This is a genomic window from Amycolatopsis sp. cmx-11-32, assembly GCF_047608695.1.
GTDB lineage: Bacteria > Actinomycetota > Actinomycetes > Mycobacteriales > Pseudonocardiaceae > Amycolatopsis.
This window is the reverse complement of record NZ_JADNQN010000012.1, coordinates 146,601-163,765: the sequence shown is the minus strand read 5'-3', so window position 1 is coordinate 163,765 and position 17,165 is coordinate 146,601. Positions and strand designations below refer to the sequence as shown.

Here is a 17,165-nt window from a genome sequence, read left to right as displayed (position 1 = left end):
TGGAACCGCTTTTGCTTCTGCGAGGCGGGTTCCGCGGGCCTGGGCAGTACCTCGCCTTGAGTATCCGGCAGCTCGTCGGGTTGCGGCTCCGAGACCAGTTTTCCGGCGATCGCTCCCGCCTCCGCGGACCGTTGGTCCGGCACCACAGCGTCGGGCCGAGATTCAGGGCTCTTCGTTTCCGACGACGTGGCAGGAGCAGACTCGTGGCTCGGGACGGCTTGTGATACCGAAACCGAGCTTTCGGACGGCGGACGCGCGTCTGCGGCAACCGGCCGGGGTCGCGCGGACGGTGCCGGTACCGCGGCAGGCTGGGCAGGCGGGGCCGGCCTGGGTGGCTGGCCCTGATTCGGTCGAGGAGTCTGCCACTGCCGCTGGTCGGCGACTGTCTCCGGGGTGATCGCGGGCATCATCAGCGGGGTGTGCGCGGCGTCGGCATTCGGCAACGCCGGTTCACAGGCGGTGGGATACCGCGCGAAAACGTCCGCGACCGGCCCCTCACGTCGAACGTCATTCCGCCGACGGAAACGAACGAGACCGTAAAAGCCGAGTAGCCCGAGCAGGCCAGCCGCGCCCCACCACGCCGTCATCGCGATCCTCACCTTCTCCGGTCACCGGTTTTGTCCAGGTTGCCCGCTCACCGACCCTTGAACCAGGAACGCCCCATGTAGGTGAATCCCGTGTGGGCGACAGCACGGTCGCTCGAACGAATTCCGGCTGTGCCTCCGGAACGGGGGCGGCCGAGTCGCGGCACCTCGACGATGGTGGAAAGCAGCAGGTCAGAGGCTACGTCAGCCGGTAGCCGATGTCCTTTCGGAGATTCCTTCTCCAGCTTCCACCGCCACGGGTTCGCCCACAGTGGCCACGAGCCCAAAACCGGGCCCTATCCTCATTGATTTCCTGTTCTCGGCAAAGTCTTCTCGTGCGACATCAGAGCCGATCGCGCGGTTCGAGCAGGTCCAGAGTCGCGGGGTGCAGGAGTTCGCCGATCAGGTGAGTGTTCAGCGCGTTGCCCACCGGTTCGCCGCCCTCCTCCTTGGTGAGGCCGGGCACTCCGGCCTTGGCGAGCCGGTCGCGGACCCCGGCGACCAGGTGCCCGGCCTTCTTGGGCGCCCAGCCCTCGTGCGGTGCCAGCTTGGCCAGCTGCTCGGCGATCCGGCGCCAGCGCTACTGGTCAGTGGGTCGAATGCGTCCTGATCCGCCTGGAGATTTCCGCCGGTCCGAACAGGTTCTTGAACGGGGTGCCACTGCAGTTCCGGCACAGTGTCGCGCAGGCGAGGCGCAACCCCAGCGGAGGACCGATCGCGCAGTCCTCGACGATGGGAAGCAGGCGTTCGGTGCGAGTCCCGCACTTCTCACATCCGTCAGTGGTCAGGCACGGGCTGGCGATCGGAGCCGCTTTGGCCCGCCGTTCGAGCAGATCGCGCTCAGGCGAACGGCGGCGCTCCAATTCCTTGTTCAGCGCGTTGAGCGCCGGGCGCAGAGCGTGCAGGTACGTGGCACGTGATGGCTGGAAGATCTTTCGCCACCATGGTTTGAGCAGTCCGAGCACCACGCGGCGCCCTTCCTCGAAAGCCCGCATCAGCTGAGGGTCGTGTCCATTCCTCAGCAGGTCCACCGCACGCAGCAGCGCGTGATACAGCTCGTCGACCGCGGCGGCGTCGCGGAGTGCCCGCGGCTCGCCCGCGGAGTGGCGGGGAGACTGAGGATCGGCCGGGAATCGTGGCGGGGGCGTCGTTTTCGCGACCTCGTCGGCCGATACCAGTCCGCCCTCGGCCAGCGGGGTGTGCGCGGGCCGCCGCGAGTCTTTCGGGGGAGGACGGTGTCGTGTCTTCTTGGCTTTCCGAGTCTTCGATCGCGGCATGCCCCGTTGGTAACACACCGGTTTGGGGAGTGGTCCCTGGCCGGCGGGCCCGGAGCGCCGATCGCCGCGCCGGGTCGTCCACGGTCTACTTCGTGCAGCGGATTCCGGCTTCGGTGTGGCGTGCACGGCGAGACGCCCAGTTCCCCCAGCGGGATGAGTCGATGGTCGCGGCCTGGGATCCGCGGAACGCCGCTAGATGTCCGAAGCCGGACTGTGAGCACCATCAGCCGCCGGCTCGCTGACTCGCTCGCACGAAAACTTCGAATACGGCCCGTCACCGTGGCTCGGCCGTTAGTGTGAACGGTCGATGTAGTCGTCACTCTTGAGGAGTAGCAGGCCATGATCGCCGAAAGCGCGCACCAGCAGGGGGATTCCTTCCCGAAGGAGGCGACGCCGATCTTCGACCTGGTCACGATGATGGTGTCGCGGTCGCAGGTGGAAGACGAGCACGACCTCGAATCCGGTCTCGTGACCTCGGCGTAGGTGGCTGACCGCGCTGAGTCTTGTGAGTGGCAAGGACGGCTGGAGCCAGGGGTGTCTTAGGTACGGTGGATGAGTCAGGATCGCGGTCCCTGAAGGACTCCTTTACGTGGCTCTGCCGAAGGAACTCGATCCCAAGTACAGGAAGGCCCCCTTCCTCGCGCCTCCGCCAGGGTCCAGGCAAAGTCGCAGAGCTGCTGGTCAGCGCTGCTCTTGGTAATCCGGACTCGGCATCACTGGCGCCTGCCAGGGTCGAGTGGGGAGGATTTGGGACACTCACCGTCCCCATTCCTGCATCGTCAGCCTCACGCAGCGACGAATAACCGCCTGACCTGCGAGATCCCGACTTTGCCGGGACCCTGCGCCTAGCGCAAGGAAGGGGGCCTTCCTGTACTTCAGGTGGGCAACCGCGCGACAGGACCGCATAGGTCGGGTCTCGTGAGTGCTGAGGACGGTTGGAGCGGGCCGCTATTTGCCTACGCACGTGTGGCCAGGATCGTCTAAAGGTTCCGCCAGCCACTCGGCCCATCCCGGCGAGACCTCGATGAGTCCGGTGGCGGTGTTTCGGTGGCTGTCGGGGTCGTGAGGTCAGGTCGGTCTCGGAGCCAAGGCGCGCCCCGCCCCGGCGTACCTGACCGTGGATCGAAGCCAGTGGGTAGGCAAATGCCGGTCCACCAGAACCGCCGAGCCCGAACGCGACCGCCAGCCCGGTTCCCGGCTCGCGGCGGATCGGGTCGGCGAACATCAGCGGCACCGAGCAGCCCAGCGTGTTCCCGTACTCGCGCGGGATCCGGTACGAGGACGCGACTTCCGGTCCGGCCGGGTCGACGTCGAACTCGGCGCACAGCCCGCGCAGGATCCGGCCGCTGCCGGTGTGCAGGAACACCAGGCTCGCCTCGGAAGCCGACGTCAGCCCGTTCGTTCCGCCTGCCAGCAACGACCGCACGGTGCTGACCGCGTAGTGCGTTCCGCGCGCGGTGACTTCCGGGCCGAGCGTGTACAGCCGCCGCCCGTGCACGACCGGGATGTCCGAGCCGCCGTCCGGTACGGTGCCCAGTTCCGCGTCCTCCGGCCGTTCATTGGTCAGGTGCGCCACCGGACCGAAGGTCGGCCCGGCACCCTCGGCGCCCAGCAGCATCGCGACCGCGGCGTCGCCGAAGAGGAAGCCGTGCATCGCGTTCACGGTGCTTTGGCGCTCGCCGTCCGTCACCTCGCTGAAGTGCGCGAATTCGCCGGGCAACGGAGGGGAGAGCGGGGTGATCGCCTCCAGGAAGCAGACCAGGACGCGTTTGTCCGGTTCTACGGTGAGAAACCAGCGCGCCGTGTCCACCACCTTGGCCATGGCCGAGCAGCCCAGGTACTCGAGGCTCAGCGCCACGGCTTCGCGCGGAATCTCCGGTATCAAGGAGAACAGGTCACACGCCAGGCTCGGCAGCAATCGCCCGGGACTGCTCGAGACACCGAGCACCAGGCCGATGGACGCGCTATCCACGTCGGCCTTCGCCAGGCAGTCCCGCGCGGCGCGGGCGGCCAGTTCCGACGCGGCGACCTCGACCTCGGGCTCGGCTCCGGCGAACAGCACCTCCGGGTAGTTCGCCAGTACCGAGTGCCGGTTCTCGACACCCAGGCCGCCCAGCATCGTGGTCAAGCGGTCGCTGAACCGGCCGCCCGCCGCGTCCGTCAGCTCGGCCGTCGACCATCGGGAAGGCGGCAGTCGGGCCGAAACGGCCAGCAGGCAAGGGTCGGGCATTGGGCGACTCCACGCACGGTAGGGACCTGGCGGTGTTCGACGGTCGGCGACTGATTGATCAAGCTACTCGTCATATCCGCCCGCCGGGCCTACCGTGCACTTTCGTCCATAAAGGACTGTCCGCCCTTCCGTGTCCCGGCCGCGAGAAGCGACCGGGACACGGAAGGCGACGGGTCAGCAGGGCTGCAACAGCCAGCAGAGCCGGTAGTTCGCCCGGTAGGTCGTCGACGTACCCGGCGCGACGATGTTCTGCGTCCGCGCGCCGCCGTGCGCCCAGGTGGTGAAGGCGTACTTCAGGTTGAGCGGAGGCAGGTTCTGCGGGCTGTCCGCGCTGATCGAGTTGGTGGAGCCGGCGATCACCGTCCGGGAGAACGGCGTGCGCTGCTGGGTTCCGCCGACGGTGAGCATCGCCTGGCCGGGATTGGAGGTGAAGTCCAGCGACACCGTTTTCGGCTGGAGGTCGACGGTCTTGCTGCCGGTGCGGCCGCTCGAGTCGCTCGCGGTGAGGGTCAGCTGCAGGTACGACGGGTACTCGTGGTCCGGCGCGACGAACGAGCCGGACGCGACGCCGGGGAAGTCCTGGACGTTGTGCGTGTGGCAGGTGCCGTTGGTCGCGCAGTGCCGGATCGCGAGCCGCCAGGACAGTGCCGACGGCGGGAGCTGCCCGTCCTGGGCATCGACCGCGCGCCCGGAGAACGGCACGGTCTGGCCGACCGACCAGGTCAGCGCGCCGGCCGGGTTGTCGATGACCGGCACCGGATCGAGGCCCTGCGGGGTCCCGACGGTCACCCGTACCGTCGTGGTCGCGCTCGCGCCGTGGGAGTCCGTCACCCGCAATCCGGCGTCGACGGCGGCGGCCGCCGTGTAGGTCCAGGTCGGGCGGGAGACCGACGAGTCGTCATACGCGCCGTCGGCGTCGAGGTCCCAGGCGTAGGTCAGGGTGTCCCCGGCGTCCGGGTCGGTGGAGCCGGTGCCGTCGAACTGGACCGCCAGTGGCGCCGGTCCGCCCGCCGGGCTCGCCGTGGCCACCGCGACCGGCGGCCGGTTGGTACCGCCGGGATGGCTCACGCGACGGAGTTCGCCGCTGCCCAGCGCGACGTAGAACAGGTCGCCGCCCGGGCCGGTGAGCACCTGCACCGGAACGTTGACGCCGGTCACGAAGGGCACCAGACGGCTCGGGCTCGGTTGGCCCGCGACGGTCTGCATGGCCCAGATGCAACCCCGGGACGAGTCGGCGAAGAACAGCGCGCCGTCGTATTCGGCGGGGTAGTTGCTCCCGGACTCGAAGGCGATGCCGCTGATCGAAGAGCCACCGGTCGGGCACGGGTCGCCCGCCACCACCTTGGCGTTGTGGTTGTAGGCGTAGTACGGCGTGGCCTGCCCGCCTGCGGTGTACAGGGACTCGCACCGGTCGAGGTTCGCGCCGTCGTAACCGGCCTGTCTGGCGTTGCCCTCGTAACAGGGCCAGCCGAAGTTCTCCGCCACGCCGTCACCGACGTCGGCGACGCGGTTGATCTCCTCCCAGGTGTCCCAGCCGACGTCGCCCGCCCACAGCTCGCGGGTGCCCGGCCGGAAGCCGAACCGGAACTGGTTCCGCCCGCCGTAGGCGATCACGCGCCGGGCGTTGGCGTCGGCGCTGCTCGCGTAGGGGTTGCCTGGTGCGCCTTCACCGGTGTCGGGGTCGAGACGCAGCAACGCGCCGTTGAGCAGCACCGGCTGCCCGGCGGGGCGTCGCGGTGACTGCGAGCGCAGCGCGCCGCCTTCGGCCGTCGGCGGTGTGAGATTCGTCCCGGCAGGCGAGGGCGGGTCGGCGCACGGGTTTTCGACCTGGCCGTAGTCGGCGAAGTTGAAGCTGGCGCCGTCGCCGCCGCCCGTGTACAGGGCGCCGTCCGGTCCGAAGGTGAGAGAGCCGACCGAGTGGCTGGGGAACTGCTGGCACCAACCCGTGACCAGCGGCTTCTCGCTGACGGCCGTGCCAGCCGAACCCATCGTCAGCTGGGAGACGCGGCCGGTGACGACACAGCCGCTGCCGGTGGCGCCCGGCGGGGTCGGGCAGGTGTCACCCCATCGCGGCGCGGTACCGCCGGGCACCGCGTCGAGGGTGTAGGAGACGTAGACGTACGGCCTGGTGGGGAAAGCGGGGTCGACGGCCAGCCCGAGCAGGCCGCGGTCCCAGAAGTCCTGCGTCTGCGTGCGCAGATCGGCGAAGACCGTCGGGGTCGTGTCGGAAAGCGAGTCGAAGACCTTGACCAGGCCGCTTTTCTCCGCGATGAACACCCGGCCGTCCGGCGCGAACGCGGTGGCCGTCGGCGAGCTGAGCCCACCGATCGCCACCGTGTCGGTGAAACCGGCGGGCACCGCGCCTTCGGCGGGTGCCGCGGCGACGAGCGCGACCGCGAGGGCGCCGACGAGCGGCGCGACCACGCCCACCGCCAGCGTGCGTCGTGATCTTCGTGGGAACGGTGAACGACGAGAACTCATCACACGAACTCCTCCTGCGCAGGGACCGAAAGAACGCGGCAGCTGTCCCGTATGGCGCGAGGAAGCCAAAAGTTGTTACGGATACAAGAATAAATGCGTACAAACCGCTGAGGACACGCCGAGAACGGGGCCGGATGGGTGCGGGTCACCGGCCGCCGGATTCCCCCGAATGGCTCCAGGGTGAAGTTCTCCTTCTGCTGGTGGTAGTCCGGGCTTGATGTCTCTGGTGCCTGCGGGGGCCGAGTGGGGAGGATTCGGAACGGTGAACGTCCGAAATCTTCCCCGCTCGGGCGTGCCGGAGGGAGGCATGTCCCTGAACCTCTGTTGATCAAAGCTTCGCAGCGGTGTGATCCCGCGACGATGTAGGAATTGGGACACTCAACGTCCCAACTCCTCCATCGTCAGCTCGCGCAGCGACGAAGAGCCGCCTGAACTGCAAGACCTCGACTTCGCCGGGACCCTGCGCCTAGGTGCAGGAAAGGGGCCTTCAGGGTGGGCAAGGGGGCTCTCACGGACCGGGATCGAAGGGTGACATGGCTCACAGTTAACGATAAGGACTATCATTTTCATTAAGCTGCGGCCGTGCTTTTCCTTCCTCGGCGCCTGCTCGCCACTTCACTCATCACCATCTCCGCCGCCGCCCTCGTGGGCTGCGGTGCTCCGGGAGCGTCAGGGGGTGCGCCGGATAGGTTCGTCGTGATCGACGCGGAGGAACTCGGCCGGTTCAATCCCTTGACCGGACACGGCGGCAACGGCGAGTCGAAGATCTACGAGAGCCTGTACCGGGTCGCGGAAGGTCAGGACGACCGGATCCCGGACGCGGTGCCGGTGCTCGCGGAGGGGGCGCCCGAACCTGTCGACGGCGACCTGGGCCACTGGCGAGTGCGGACCAGGAAGGGCGTCAGCTTCTCGGACGGGACGCCCTTCGGGCCCGAGGATGTCGCGGCGACGTACAACGCCGTCGTCGATCCGAAGTTCGCGTCGCCGATCGCCGCGAACTTCGATTTCCTCCGCACCGCACAGGTGACCGGTCCGGACACCGTCGATTTCCGGCTCAACGGCGCGTACGGCGATGTGCCGCACAGGCTGTTCCTCTCGATCGCGCCGTCGGAGTCGTTGGCGACGCCGGGACCGGCGGACAAGTTGCCGCTGGGGGACCGCCCGATCGGGACTGGCCCTTACGCGCTGACGGAGCTGCGGCCCGATCAGGTCGTCCTCACCGCGCGCGACGGGTACTGGGGCGCCAAGCCACAGGTGAAGACCTTCGTGGTGCGGCGAACCGACGACGAAAAGGCGCGCGCGGCCCAGCTCGCGGGCAGTGCCGACGGCACTCGTCTGTCCCCCGCGCTGGCTCGCGCCGTCGCGAAGGACGGCTACCGCACGGTGGTCAGCAAGGCCAACGACTGGCTCGGCGTCACGCTTCCCAGTGGAAACCCGGTGGCCGGTGACGCGGCCGTCCGGCTCGCGCTGAACCTCGGTGTCGACCGCGGTGCGATGGTGCGCGACATCCTGCAGGGCGAAGGGACTCCGGTTTCGACGCTGGTCACTCCGCTGTTCGGCGACGCCTATGATTCCGCGCAGGACTTCACTTTCGACGCGGACCGCGCGCGGAAGGTGCTCGACGACGCCGGATGGCGCGTCGGCGCGGACGGTGTTCGCGAACGCGATGGCCGCCGGGCGCAGTTCGACGTCGCCTACTACCCGACGGAGACGTTGCGTCGTGATCTGACGATGGCCACCGTCTCCGACGCCAAGAAGGTCGGTATCGAGATGAAGCCGGTGGCCGTGGAGAAGTCCACGATGACCCCGCAGTATCTGTCGGGCACCGCGTTCCTGCTCGGCGGCGGCGGGCAACCATACACAGTGGACACTCAGCTGTATCCGAAGTTCCACTCCCGGTACGCGGCCCCGGGTGCCGGATCGAAGTGGGACAACGCCTCGGACTACGTGAACCCCGAAGTCGACAAGGCGCTGGAGGCGGCGCGTGTCGAACGGGATCCGGCCAAGCGAGCCAAGTTCTACCGGGATTTCCAGGCCGCCTACCACGCCGCGCCCGGCATGCTCGCCCTCGTCTCGGAGAACCACGTGTACGTGGTGCGGGACAACGGTTGGCAGTTCGGGGCCACCGCACTGGAACCGCACAGCCACGGGGTTGCCTGGGGACCGTGGTACTCCCTGGCGCGCTGGACGCGGAAGTGACGCGGTCGCGCCGCGCCCGGATCGGTCGTCTCGCCGTACGCCGCCTGCTGTTCGGCGTCCCGTTGGTCCTCATCGTCTCGATGGCCGCTTTCGCGCTGGCCGCGGCGAGTCCGTTCGACCCGCTGGATGCCTATCTCGGCGGGGCGGGCGACGGCTACACCGAGGCCGAACGCGAGGTGCTCCGCCACACGCTGGGGTTCGACCAGAGTTGGATCGCGGCCTGGTGGCACTGGATTTCCGGCGCGGTGACCGGCGATTTCGGCTACTCGCGGGCTTACCACGAGCCTGTCGCGCAGGTACTCGCCGAACGGCTGGGATGGACGGCGTTGCTGGGCTTCGCCGGTTCGGTGGTGGCGGTGGTGCTGGCGTGCGCTCTGGGTGTCACGGCCGGTTTGCGGGCCGGTGGTCTCGCCGACCGCGTGATCAGCGGGACCGCCGTGGTGCTGCAGGCGGTTCCGCCGTTCATCATCGCTTTGGGCGCCGTCCTGCTGTTCGCCGTCACGCTTCGCCTGTTCCCCACTTCGGGGCTCACGGATCCGGGAGAGCCGATCACGGCCGCTTCGGCCGCGCGCCATCTCGTCCTGCCCGCGTTGGTCCTCGGCGTTTCGCAGGTGCCGTGGCTGGCGCTGGGGCTGCGGGAAGCCATCACCGGAGCCCTGGGAAGCGACGCCGTCCGGGGCGCCCACGCCCGCGGTCTTCCACGCCGTGTCGTCCACAGTGGACACGTGTTGCCGATGGCCTCGGCGCCGTTCTTCGCCCTCATCGGCGGAAGGCTGCCGGAGCTGCTCGTCGGGGCCACCGTGGTGGAGACCGTCTTCGCGTGGCCCGGTCTCGGCGACGCGACCGTGGACTCCGCGCGAGCACTGGACTTCCCGCTGCTGGCGATCGTCACCGTGCTCATGGTGGGGCTGGTCGTGACGGGCAACCTCGCCGCGGACGCCGCCGCGATCGCCGTCGACCCGAGGATCGAAGCCGATGGCTGACCGCGGACACGCCACCTGGTTGGCAGGCGCGGCCGTGGTGGTCTTGGCCGCCTACGCGATCATCACCCCGCTCGTGCATCCGATCGACGAGGCCATCACGGATTTCGCGGCGGCCGATCAGGGCCCCGGCGCCGGGAACTGGTTCGGCACCGACACTTCGGGCCGCGACCTGTTCACCCTGGTCGCGATGGGAATGCGGGTATCGCTGGGAATCTCGCTGGCCACCGCCGTGCTGTCCACGATCGTCGGGCTTCTCGTCGGGATCGCGGCCGGTGCGTTCGGTGGCTGGTGGGACCGTGTCGGGATGCGCGTGGCCGACGCGATGACGGCCATCCCCAGTCTCCTGCTGTCGCTGCTCATCGTCACCCTGTTCCGGGGTTCGCTCATCGCCATCGTCGTGTCGCTCGTGCTCACGCACTGGACGGCGACCGCCCGTGTCGTCCGCGCCGAACTGCTTTCGTCGCGCAACGCCGAGTACGTCGAGGTGGCGCGGCTCAGGGGATTGCCGGGGGTGAAGATCGCACGGATCCATTTCCTGCCCGTCGCGGCGGGCCAGGCCGGGGTGGCCGCGGTACTGCTGGTCGCCCACGCCGTCTGGCACGAGTCGACGCTGTCGTTCCTGGGCGTCGGATTGCCGCCGCACCAGGCCTCGCTGGGCACGCTGCTCGCCGAGTCCGGGGAAGCGTTGCTGCTCGGGCACTGGTGGCGGCTGGTGTTCCCGGCGGGCGCGATCGTCGCCGTCACCCTGGCGCTTTCCGCGCTGGGCCGGTCTTTGACCCGGCGTCCGGAGGTGATCGCGTGACGCTGTCGCTCGAAGGCGTCGGGGTGCGGATCCCCGTCGGCCCCGGTCGTGAAGTCCACGCTCTCACCGACGTCGACCTCGTCGCCGTCCCCGGCAGGCCGCATTTCGTGATCGGCGGCTCGGGTTCGGGGAAGTCCACCCTGTGCGCCGCGGTGACCGGACTTCTCCCCGGTACGGCGAAGTTGACCGGGAAGGTCGCGGTCGACGGTCACCAGGAACCGCGCAGGGGGAGCGTCGTCGGGGTCGTGCCGCAGTCCGCGATGACCTGCTTCACGCCCGTCCGGCGGCTCGGTGGGCAACTCGCGGAAACGGTGCGCCACCTTCGCGGTGAACGCGGGCCGGAAGAGCTGCTCGACCTCGTTGGCCTCGAAACCGACGCGCTGAGGAAGTACCCGCACGAGCTTTCGGGCGGCATGGTGCAGCGGGCGGCGATCGCGGCCGCGCTCGCGGGCGATCCGCCGGTGGTGGTCGCGGACGAACCGACGTCCGCGCTCGACCGGGAACGTTCAAGGAACGTCGTCGCGCTGCTCACCGGGCTGGGCAGGGAACGCGTCGTCCTGGTGGCCACCCACGACATCGACGCGTTGCCGGACGACGTGGACCTGTCCGTGATGTTCGCTTCGCGCATTGTCGAGACCGGTCTCGCGTACGAGGTCCTCAAGGCGCCGCGGCACGCCTACACCCGCGACCTGCTGGCCGCGCTTCCCGAGAACGGGCTGCATCCATTGCCACATCCCACTCCTGACCTCGTCAACCTGTCCGCCGACTACCGCTATGGGGGCTGATCATGCTTTCGGCTCGTTCTGTCGCGGTCGGTCGCGGCCGTATCCCGTTACTCGAAGGTGTCGACCTCGACGTCGAGCCGGGAGAGATCGTCGGTCTCGTCGGTCCGTCCGGCTGCGGCAAGACGTCGCTGGCGCGTGTCCTTTCCGGACTGGACCGGCCGCTCGACGGCGAGGTGCGCATCGATGGCCGGGTGGCGATGCTCTTTCAGTCCCCACGCCGGTCCGTTGATCCTCGCCTGACGTTGCGCCGGTCCATCGAGATCTGCGCGGCGGATCAGGACGTCGACTGGGAACGCTTGTGCGCCAAAGCGGATCTCCCGCTCGGCCTGCTCGACCGGTTCCCGCGCCAGGTGTCGGACGGGCAGTTGCAGCGGGCCGCGATCGCCCGCGCGTTCGCCGGCGAACCGGGCTATCTCCTGTGCGACGAGATGACCGCCGCCCTCGACCCGGCGACGACCGCCGCCGTCGTCACGACCGTGCGCCGCGCCGCGGACGACGGCCTCGGAGTGCTCTTCATCAGCCATGACCTGCCCTTGGTCGGTGCGTGCTCCGATCGCGTTCTCGAAATCCGGGACGCGCTCGTCGCACCGTCCCCCACCCTGTCCACAAGAAAGGTCGACCGTTCATGAACTCCGGCCCCTCGCTGCACATCCTCACGCGAACGGATCTGCGAAACCTCGAACTCGCCCCGGACGAGGCGATCACCATGGTCGAAGACGGCTACCTGGCCTACGCGTCGGGAGCGTCGCGCAACCCGGCGAAGCTGATGGTGCCGATGCCGGATCCCACGCGGGACGCCGTCGCGTACTCGATGCTCGGGTACGACGGTTCCCTCGAACAGGTCGCGTTCAAGACGAGCTTTCGGCAGGGCAGCACGTCGGCCGAGAAGTACTACACGACGATCACCCTCTACGACGACAGCACCGGCCTGCCGTTCGCGCTCATGGACTGCCATCGCGTCGGCGCCACCCGCACGCCCGCCAGCACCGCGCTGATCGCGCGTACCTGCGCCCGGCCGGGCGCGCGCACCGCGCTCATGGTCGGCACTGGCGCGCAGGGGATCCGGACCCTGCCGTACCTGCTCACCGCCTTGCCGGACCTCGAACGGCTGCGGCTGTTCGGCACGCATCCCGACGGCCTCCGTGACAGCGTCGCCGCGGTGAAGGATCGATTCCCGGACCGCGAGGTCGAACTCGTCGACGACGTCGAGGCCGCCGCACGCGAGTCCGACATCGTGGTCGCCGCCTCGGGCAGGGCCGCGCACCCGAAGATCCGGCTCGGCTGGCTGCCGCCGGGCGGGCTGCTGATCTCCGTCGCCAGCAAGGGAGTCCAGGAGGGCACCCTCGCCGAAGCCGACTACACCGTGGCCACCAACGGCGCGCAGGTCGAGGTGACCGGGCAGCGGATGGCGGGCCCGGACGGCGTGTTCCGCATCGACGCCGAACTACCCGACATCCTCACCGGTCGTGCACCGGGCCGCCACCGCGACGAAGACCGGGTGTTCGCGTTCAGCAGCGGCATGATCATCACCGACATCCCGGTGGCGCACGCGCTGGCCGCCCGCGCCATCGCGGCAGGCCGAGGCCGCGAGGTGGCTCTGTGGACCTGATCGACACGCTGTCCCCGCCCCTGCCCGCACTCGAACGTCCTTGGGCACACCGGTTGCGTGGTTCGGAGACGCTGTGGGAGATCGCCCGAGGTATCGGCGGCGGCCCGTTCCACGTGGTCCATCCGGCGTCCTTCGCCGAAAACCTCGGCGGAATGGTCGCCGCGCTCGCCGCCGAGCGTGTTGACGGCACCGTCTACTACGGGAAGAAGGCGAACAAGGCGGCGGCATGGCTGCGGGAATGCACCCGGCCCGGCACCGGGGTCGACGTCGCGAGCGTGCCCGAACTGGTGCACGCCCTCGGAAACGGTCTGCGCGGCGAGTCGATCGGCGTGACCGGTGCCGCCAAGCCCGACGGTTTGCTCTGGCTCGCCCTGCGGCATCGCTGTCTCATCGCGGTGGACGCGGCCGACGAACTGGAACGCGTCACGCGGCTGGCCACGGAGATCGGGGAAACCGCCGAGGTGCTGCTGCGGGTGCGTCCGCCGTCGGCGCCGGAGAGCAGGTTCGGCTTCGCCGCCGACGCGCTGACGGCGGCCGTGCGGCAGTGCGCGGGCCCTGTCGTCTTGCGTGGGTTCTCGTTCCACCTGGACGGTTACGACCCGGTGCCGCGGGCGGAACTCGCCGCGTACTTGATCGGCCTCTGCCGGGACGCCCGCGCGCTCGGGCATCCCGCGTCCAAGATCAGCATCGGCGGCGGAATCGCCGTGTCCTATGTGGACGCCGATGACTGGGCCCGGTTCGAGTCCGGCAGGCATGACGGCTGGTTCCACGCCTGCCGAAACCCGGCGCGGACCTATCCGTATCACCAGTCGCCGACCGGCGCGGCCATGGTCACCGCCATCCTCCGGCACGAGATCGCCGGGAAACCGCTGGCGGATCTGCTGCGCGCGTCCGGGATCGAGCTGCTGCTCGAACCGGGCCGTGCTCTTGTCGACGGCGCCGGCTTCTCGGTGTTCCCGGTGCTGGGCTGCAAAGCCGCCGACGAGCACCTGATCACCACGGTCGCGGGTCTGTCCATGAGCCTCTCGGAGCAGTGGAAGGGCAGCGAGTTCCTGCCTGACCCGGTCCTGGTACGGCAGGACGGTCCGGGCGGCACGCCGGTGCGCACGATCGTCGGGGGTTCCAGCTGCATGGAGTACGACGTGCTGACCTGGCGCGCGGTGGAACTGCCCGCGCGGCCGAAGACCGGCGACCTGCTCGTGTACCCCAACACGGCCGGCTACCAGATGGACAAGAACGAGAGCGGCTTCCACCAGCTTCCCCTCCCGCCCAAGGTCGTGCTCGACGGTGACCGCTGGCATCTCGACACCGACCACCCGATCCAGGAGATCCGATGACGATCGTCCAGCGCGCGTCCGATCTGATCGGGAACACGCCGCTGCTGGAGCTCGCGCGCACCGGTACCGGGACCCGCCTGCTGCTCAAACTCGACCACCTCAACCCGACCGGCTCGTGCAAGGTCCGCATGGCCAGGCAGATGATCGACGAGGCCGAACTCGACGGCCTTCTGCGGCCCGGCGGGCATATCGTCGAGCCCACCTCCGGCAACACCGGGAACGGGCTCGCACTGGTCGCGCTGGAGCGTGGCTACCGGTTCACCGCCGTCGTCGATCACCACGCGGCAAGGGAAAAACTCCGGATGCTGCGGGCGCTGGGCGCGGAACTGGTGTTCGTCGAGTGCCCGCCGGACGGCGGGGTCAGTTCGGTCCAGCGCAGGCGGGTCGCGGCCCGCATCGCCGCCGAAACCGGTGCCTACCATCCCGACCAGCACAACCATCCCGGCAACGGCAACGGGTACACCGGGCTGGCACGGGAACTGGTGCGGCAGCTCGGCGACGTCGACGTGCTCGTCGCGGCGATCGGCACCGGCGGCTCCCTGTGCGGGACGGCCCGTGCCCTGCGCGCGGCGGGAGCCGGCACCCACGCGGTGGCGGTCGAGCCCGTCGGCTCGATCATCTTCGGTGGCGCGCCGGGGATCTACCACCAGACCGGGGCGGGCAGCCCGGCCGGTTTCCCGGTGGGGGACAACGTGGACCGGTCCGTGATCGGCGAAGCCCACCGCGTGTCCGACAGCGACGCCTTCGCCGGCGCCCGCGTCGTCGCGCGGCGTACCGGCGTGCTGGTCGGCGGGACCACCGGCGGCGCGATCCACGTCGCGCTCCGACGGCTCTACTCCTACCCGGCCGGAAGCACGGTCGTGGTGCTGTGCAACGACTCCGGGGAGAAGTACCTCGACTCGGTCTACGACGACGAGTGGCTGCGTGCCAGGGGAGTGCTCGACGAGCTGGCCCACCGCCGGATGGACCGCTGGTTCACCACGTATGCCGAGTCCGTGCGCGTGGCCACGCGCGACAGGCGGGCTCGTTCGGCGCCGGTGGCGGTGAGCGCGTGAGCACGCCGGTGGCGACGCGCGGATATCGGGCGCTGGTCGCGTTGGCGGCGCCGATCGCGGGGATCCAGCTGGCGCAGGTGGCGCTCACCAGCGTCGACCTGGCCATGCTCGGGCTGCTCGGCGTGACCGCGGTGGCGGCGGGCGGACTGGCGATCCTGCTGTACAACCAGATCCGCACCATGTGCGTCGGCATGGTCACCGGCGTCGGGAACCTCGTGGCGACGGCGGCCGGGGCGGGTGAACTCCGTACCGGCACGGACGAACTCGACGCTCGGGCGCGGGACGAGATCCGGTCGCTCCTGCGGTCGGCGCTGCTCGTCGCGACACTGACCGCGGCGATCGGCGCGGGCGTCCTTTGTGGACTCGCGGCCGCTTTGCCGCTGCTCGGCCAGCAGCCGGAGATCGTCTCGCTCGCCAGGGCGATGATGTTCGCGCTGGCCGGTGGGCTGTTCCCCATGGTGTGGCTGAACGTGTTGCGCCAGTTCGCCGTCGGACTGCGTCGTCCGGGTTCCCTGCTCGCCGTGACGTGCGTGTCGATCGCGGTCAACGCCGCCCTCGACGCCGCCTTCATCTACGGTTGGGCGGGCCTGCCCGAACTGGGTGTCACCGGAATCGGCCTGGCGACGACGCTGGTCCAGTTCTTCACCCTCGCCGTGTTCGCCTCGGCCGTCCGCCGGGATCCGCGGCTGCGGCCGATGGTTTCGCTCGCGCTCTGGCGCGCGGATCCGGCGGTGGTGCGGCACATCGTCCGGCACGGGACGCCGATCTGCTTCACCTACGGATCGGAAGCCGCGATCACCTCGATCGCGACGGTGCTGATGGGTGCTTTCGGCCCGGCGATGCTCGCCGCGTCGAACGTCGCGAACCAGCTCGCTTACATCGTCTACCAGGTCAACATCGGGCTGTCGCAGGGATCGTCCATTTTGGTCAGCCGCGCGGTCGCCCATGGCGAACGACGGCAGGCACCCGCGATCGCACGTCAGGCACTCACTCTCTCGTGGGCCTTCATGGCGGTGGTGAGCCTGGGTTACCTGGTGGTGCCTCAGCTTCTGTTGTGGCCGTTCCTGCACGACGAGGCGGACGCGGTGGTACTCGGCACCGCGTCGACCTTAGTGCTGTTCGCCATCGCGCAGCAGTACAGCAAGGGAACCCAGAACATCCTCGTCGGCTTGCTGCGCGGGCTCGGGGACACCGCTTCCGGGCTCCGCTGCACTCTCGTCGGGTACTGGGTCGTCGGTGTGCCGGCCATGGTCCTGTGCGCCTATGTGTTCGCTTGGGGCGGCTGGGGAGTCTGGACGGGTCTGTGCCTCGGTTTCGCGGCGACCGCGGTCCTGCTCGGACGGCGTTTAGTCCTCTAGTTGCGGTGCGATCCCGGGCGCTGTCGGCGTAACTCGCGTGATTGGACGGACAACTCGCGTGATTGGACGGATATCTCGCGTGTTGTCCGTTTAATCACGTGAGATGTCCACCTGATCACGTGAGATGTCCAGCTGATCACGCGAGTTCGCCTGATGGCGTGGGCGAGCGGGATCACGGGGGTGGCCGGGGTCCGGTGGCCGATGTCGAATTCCGTCCAGCCCAGCAGATTGTGCAGCTCGGCGAGCACGGTCAGCAGCCGCGACCGGAGTACGGCGGGGACGGCGCTCCAGTGGAGCAGGAGGCTGACCGTTTTCACGACATGCACCGCGTCCCGGCTGAAGCCCCCGCCTTGGCGGTAGTCCAGCGCCCGCAGGACGTCGACCGCTGTTTCCAGTTGCCCGACGTCGGCCGTGTCGATGCGGTTCCGCGCGGCTCTTCCGGTCGTTGTCATAACTCATCTCACG

At 69.2% G+C, this 17,165-nt stretch carries 14 protein-coding genes; 9 read left to right on the top strand and 5 right to left on the bottom strand.

Annotated features, from left to right (window positions below; genetic code table 11):
- Positions 1–927: 927 nt before the first annotated feature.
- From ACM6LR_RS30335 to ACM6LR_RS30320, 4 genes are all read right to left on the bottom strand, one after another.
- Entirely contained in the window at positions 928–1,050 is a 123-nt protein-coding gene (locus ACM6LR_RS30335) for a hypothetical protein (protein WP_414945029.1), read from the bottom strand.
- 121 nt (positions 1,051–1,171) lie between these two features.
- Entirely contained in the window at positions 1,172–1,861 is a 690-nt protein-coding gene (locus ACM6LR_RS30330; RefSeq protein ID WP_414941381.1) for a hypothetical protein, read from the bottom strand.
- A gap of 409 nt (positions 1,862–2,270) precedes the next feature.
- Positions 2,271–4,091 (bottom strand): hypothetical protein, encoded by a 1,821-nt coding sequence (locus ACM6LR_RS30325; protein WP_414945028.1) that lies wholly within the window; start codon positions 4,089–4,091, stop codon positions 2,271–2,273.
- A gap of 174 nt (positions 4,092–4,265) precedes the next feature.
- Entirely contained in the window at positions 4,266–6,572 is a 2,307-nt protein-coding gene (locus ACM6LR_RS30320) for a PQQ-dependent sugar dehydrogenase (RefSeq protein WP_414945027.1), read from the bottom strand.
- Between the two features lie 582 nt (positions 6,573–7,154).
- On the opposite strand from ACM6LR_RS30320, the gene ACM6LR_RS30315 reads away from it, so the two are divergent.
- From ACM6LR_RS30315 to ACM6LR_RS30275, 9 genes are read left to right on the top strand one after another with little or no spacing between them, the layout of a single operon-like run.
- Positions 7,155–8,771, top strand: coding sequence for an ABC transporter substrate-binding protein (locus ACM6LR_RS30315; protein ID WP_414945026.1), 1,617 nt, complete (start codon positions 7,155–7,157; stop codon positions 8,769–8,771).
- Entirely contained in the window at positions 8,738–9,754 is a 1,017-nt protein-coding gene (locus ACM6LR_RS30310) for an ABC transporter permease (RefSeq protein ID WP_414941377.1), read from the top strand. The genes ACM6LR_RS30315 and ACM6LR_RS30310 overlap by 34 nt, the downstream gene beginning before the upstream one ends.
- Complete coding sequence (locus tag ACM6LR_RS30305; RefSeq protein WP_414941376.1) at positions 9,747–10,556, top strand: ABC transporter permease; 810 nt, start codon at positions 9,747–9,749, stop codon at positions 10,554–10,556. Before ACM6LR_RS30310 ends, ACM6LR_RS30305 begins: the two co-directional genes overlap by 8 nt.
- Positions 10,553–11,341 (top strand): ATP-binding cassette domain-containing protein, encoded by a 789-nt coding sequence (locus ACM6LR_RS30300; protein WP_414941375.1) that lies wholly within the window; start codon positions 10,553–10,555, stop codon positions 11,339–11,341. Before ACM6LR_RS30305 ends, ACM6LR_RS30300 begins: the two co-directional genes overlap by 4 nt.
- Before the next feature lie 2 nt (positions 11,342–11,343).
- The gene (locus tag ACM6LR_RS30295; RefSeq protein ID WP_414945025.1) at positions 11,344–11,970 is read left to right on the top strand and encodes an ABC transporter ATP-binding protein; all 627 of its coding nucleotides are present in this window, start codon (positions 11,344–11,346) and stop codon (positions 11,968–11,970) included.
- Complete coding sequence (locus ACM6LR_RS30290) at positions 11,967–12,950, top strand: ornithine cyclodeaminase (RefSeq protein WP_414941373.1); 984 nt, start codon at positions 11,967–11,969, stop codon at positions 12,948–12,950. Before ACM6LR_RS30295 ends, ACM6LR_RS30290 begins: the two co-directional genes overlap by 4 nt.
- Positions 12,941–14,287 carry a Y4yA family PLP-dependent enzyme gene (locus ACM6LR_RS30285; protein WP_414941372.1) on the top strand — a complete coding sequence of 449 codons (1,347 nt, stop codon included), beginning with the start codon at positions 12,941–12,943 and terminating at the stop codon, positions 14,285–14,287. Before ACM6LR_RS30290 ends, ACM6LR_RS30285 begins: the two co-directional genes overlap by 10 nt.
- Positions 14,284–15,342: a cysteine synthase family protein gene (locus tag ACM6LR_RS30280; protein ID WP_414941371.1), complete on the top strand. Its 1,059-nt coding sequence runs from the start codon at positions 14,284–14,286 to the stop codon at positions 15,340–15,342. The genes ACM6LR_RS30285 and ACM6LR_RS30280 overlap by 4 nt, the downstream gene beginning before the upstream one ends.
- Positions 15,339–16,700, top strand: a complete 1,362-nt coding sequence (locus ACM6LR_RS30275) for an MATE family efflux transporter (protein ID WP_414945024.1) — start codon at positions 15,339–15,341, stop codon at positions 16,698–16,700. Before ACM6LR_RS30280 ends, ACM6LR_RS30275 begins: the two co-directional genes overlap by 4 nt.
- On the opposite strand, the gene ACM6LR_RS30270 is transcribed toward ACM6LR_RS30275, so the two are convergent.
- Positions 16,697–17,152 carry a hypothetical protein gene (locus tag ACM6LR_RS30270; protein WP_414945023.1) on the bottom strand — a complete coding sequence of 152 codons (456 nt, stop codon included), beginning with the start codon at positions 17,150–17,152 and terminating at the stop codon, positions 16,697–16,699. The genes ACM6LR_RS30275 and ACM6LR_RS30270 overlap by 4 nt on opposite strands.
- Positions 17,153–17,165: the final 13 nt, after the last annotated feature.

Excerpts from the sequence above, each read along its gene's own strand:
- ACM6LR_RS30305 (WP_414941376.1), top strand. The coding sequence starts at position 9,747 with ATGGCTGACCGCGGACACGCCACCTGGTTGGCAGGCGCGGCCGTGGTG.
- ACM6LR_RS30330 (WP_414941381.1), bottom strand. The coding sequence starts at position 1,861 with ATGCCGCGATCGAAGACTCGGAAAGCCAAGAAGACACGACACCGTCCT.
- ACM6LR_RS30325 (WP_414945028.1), bottom strand. The coding sequence starts at position 4,091 with ATGCCCGACCCTTGCCTGCTGGCCGTTTCGGCCCGACTGCCGCCTTCC.
- ACM6LR_RS30320 (WP_414945027.1), bottom strand. The coding sequence starts at position 6,572 with ATGAGTTCTCGTCGTTCACCGTTCCCACGAAGATCACGACGCACGCTG.
- ACM6LR_RS30270 (WP_414945023.1), bottom strand. The coding sequence starts at position 17,152 with ATGACAACGACCGGAAGAGCCGCGCGGAACCGCATCGACACGGCCGAC.
- ACM6LR_RS30280 (WP_414941371.1), top strand. The coding sequence starts at position 14,284 with ATGACGATCGTCCAGCGCGCGTCCGATCTGATCGGGAACACGCCGCTG.
- ACM6LR_RS30295 (WP_414945025.1), top strand. The coding sequence starts at position 11,344 with ATGCTTTCGGCTCGTTCTGTCGCGGTCGGTCGCGGCCGTATCCCGTTA.
- ACM6LR_RS30290 (WP_414941373.1), top strand. The coding sequence starts at position 11,967 with ATGAACTCCGGCCCCTCGCTGCACATCCTCACGCGAACGGATCTGCGA.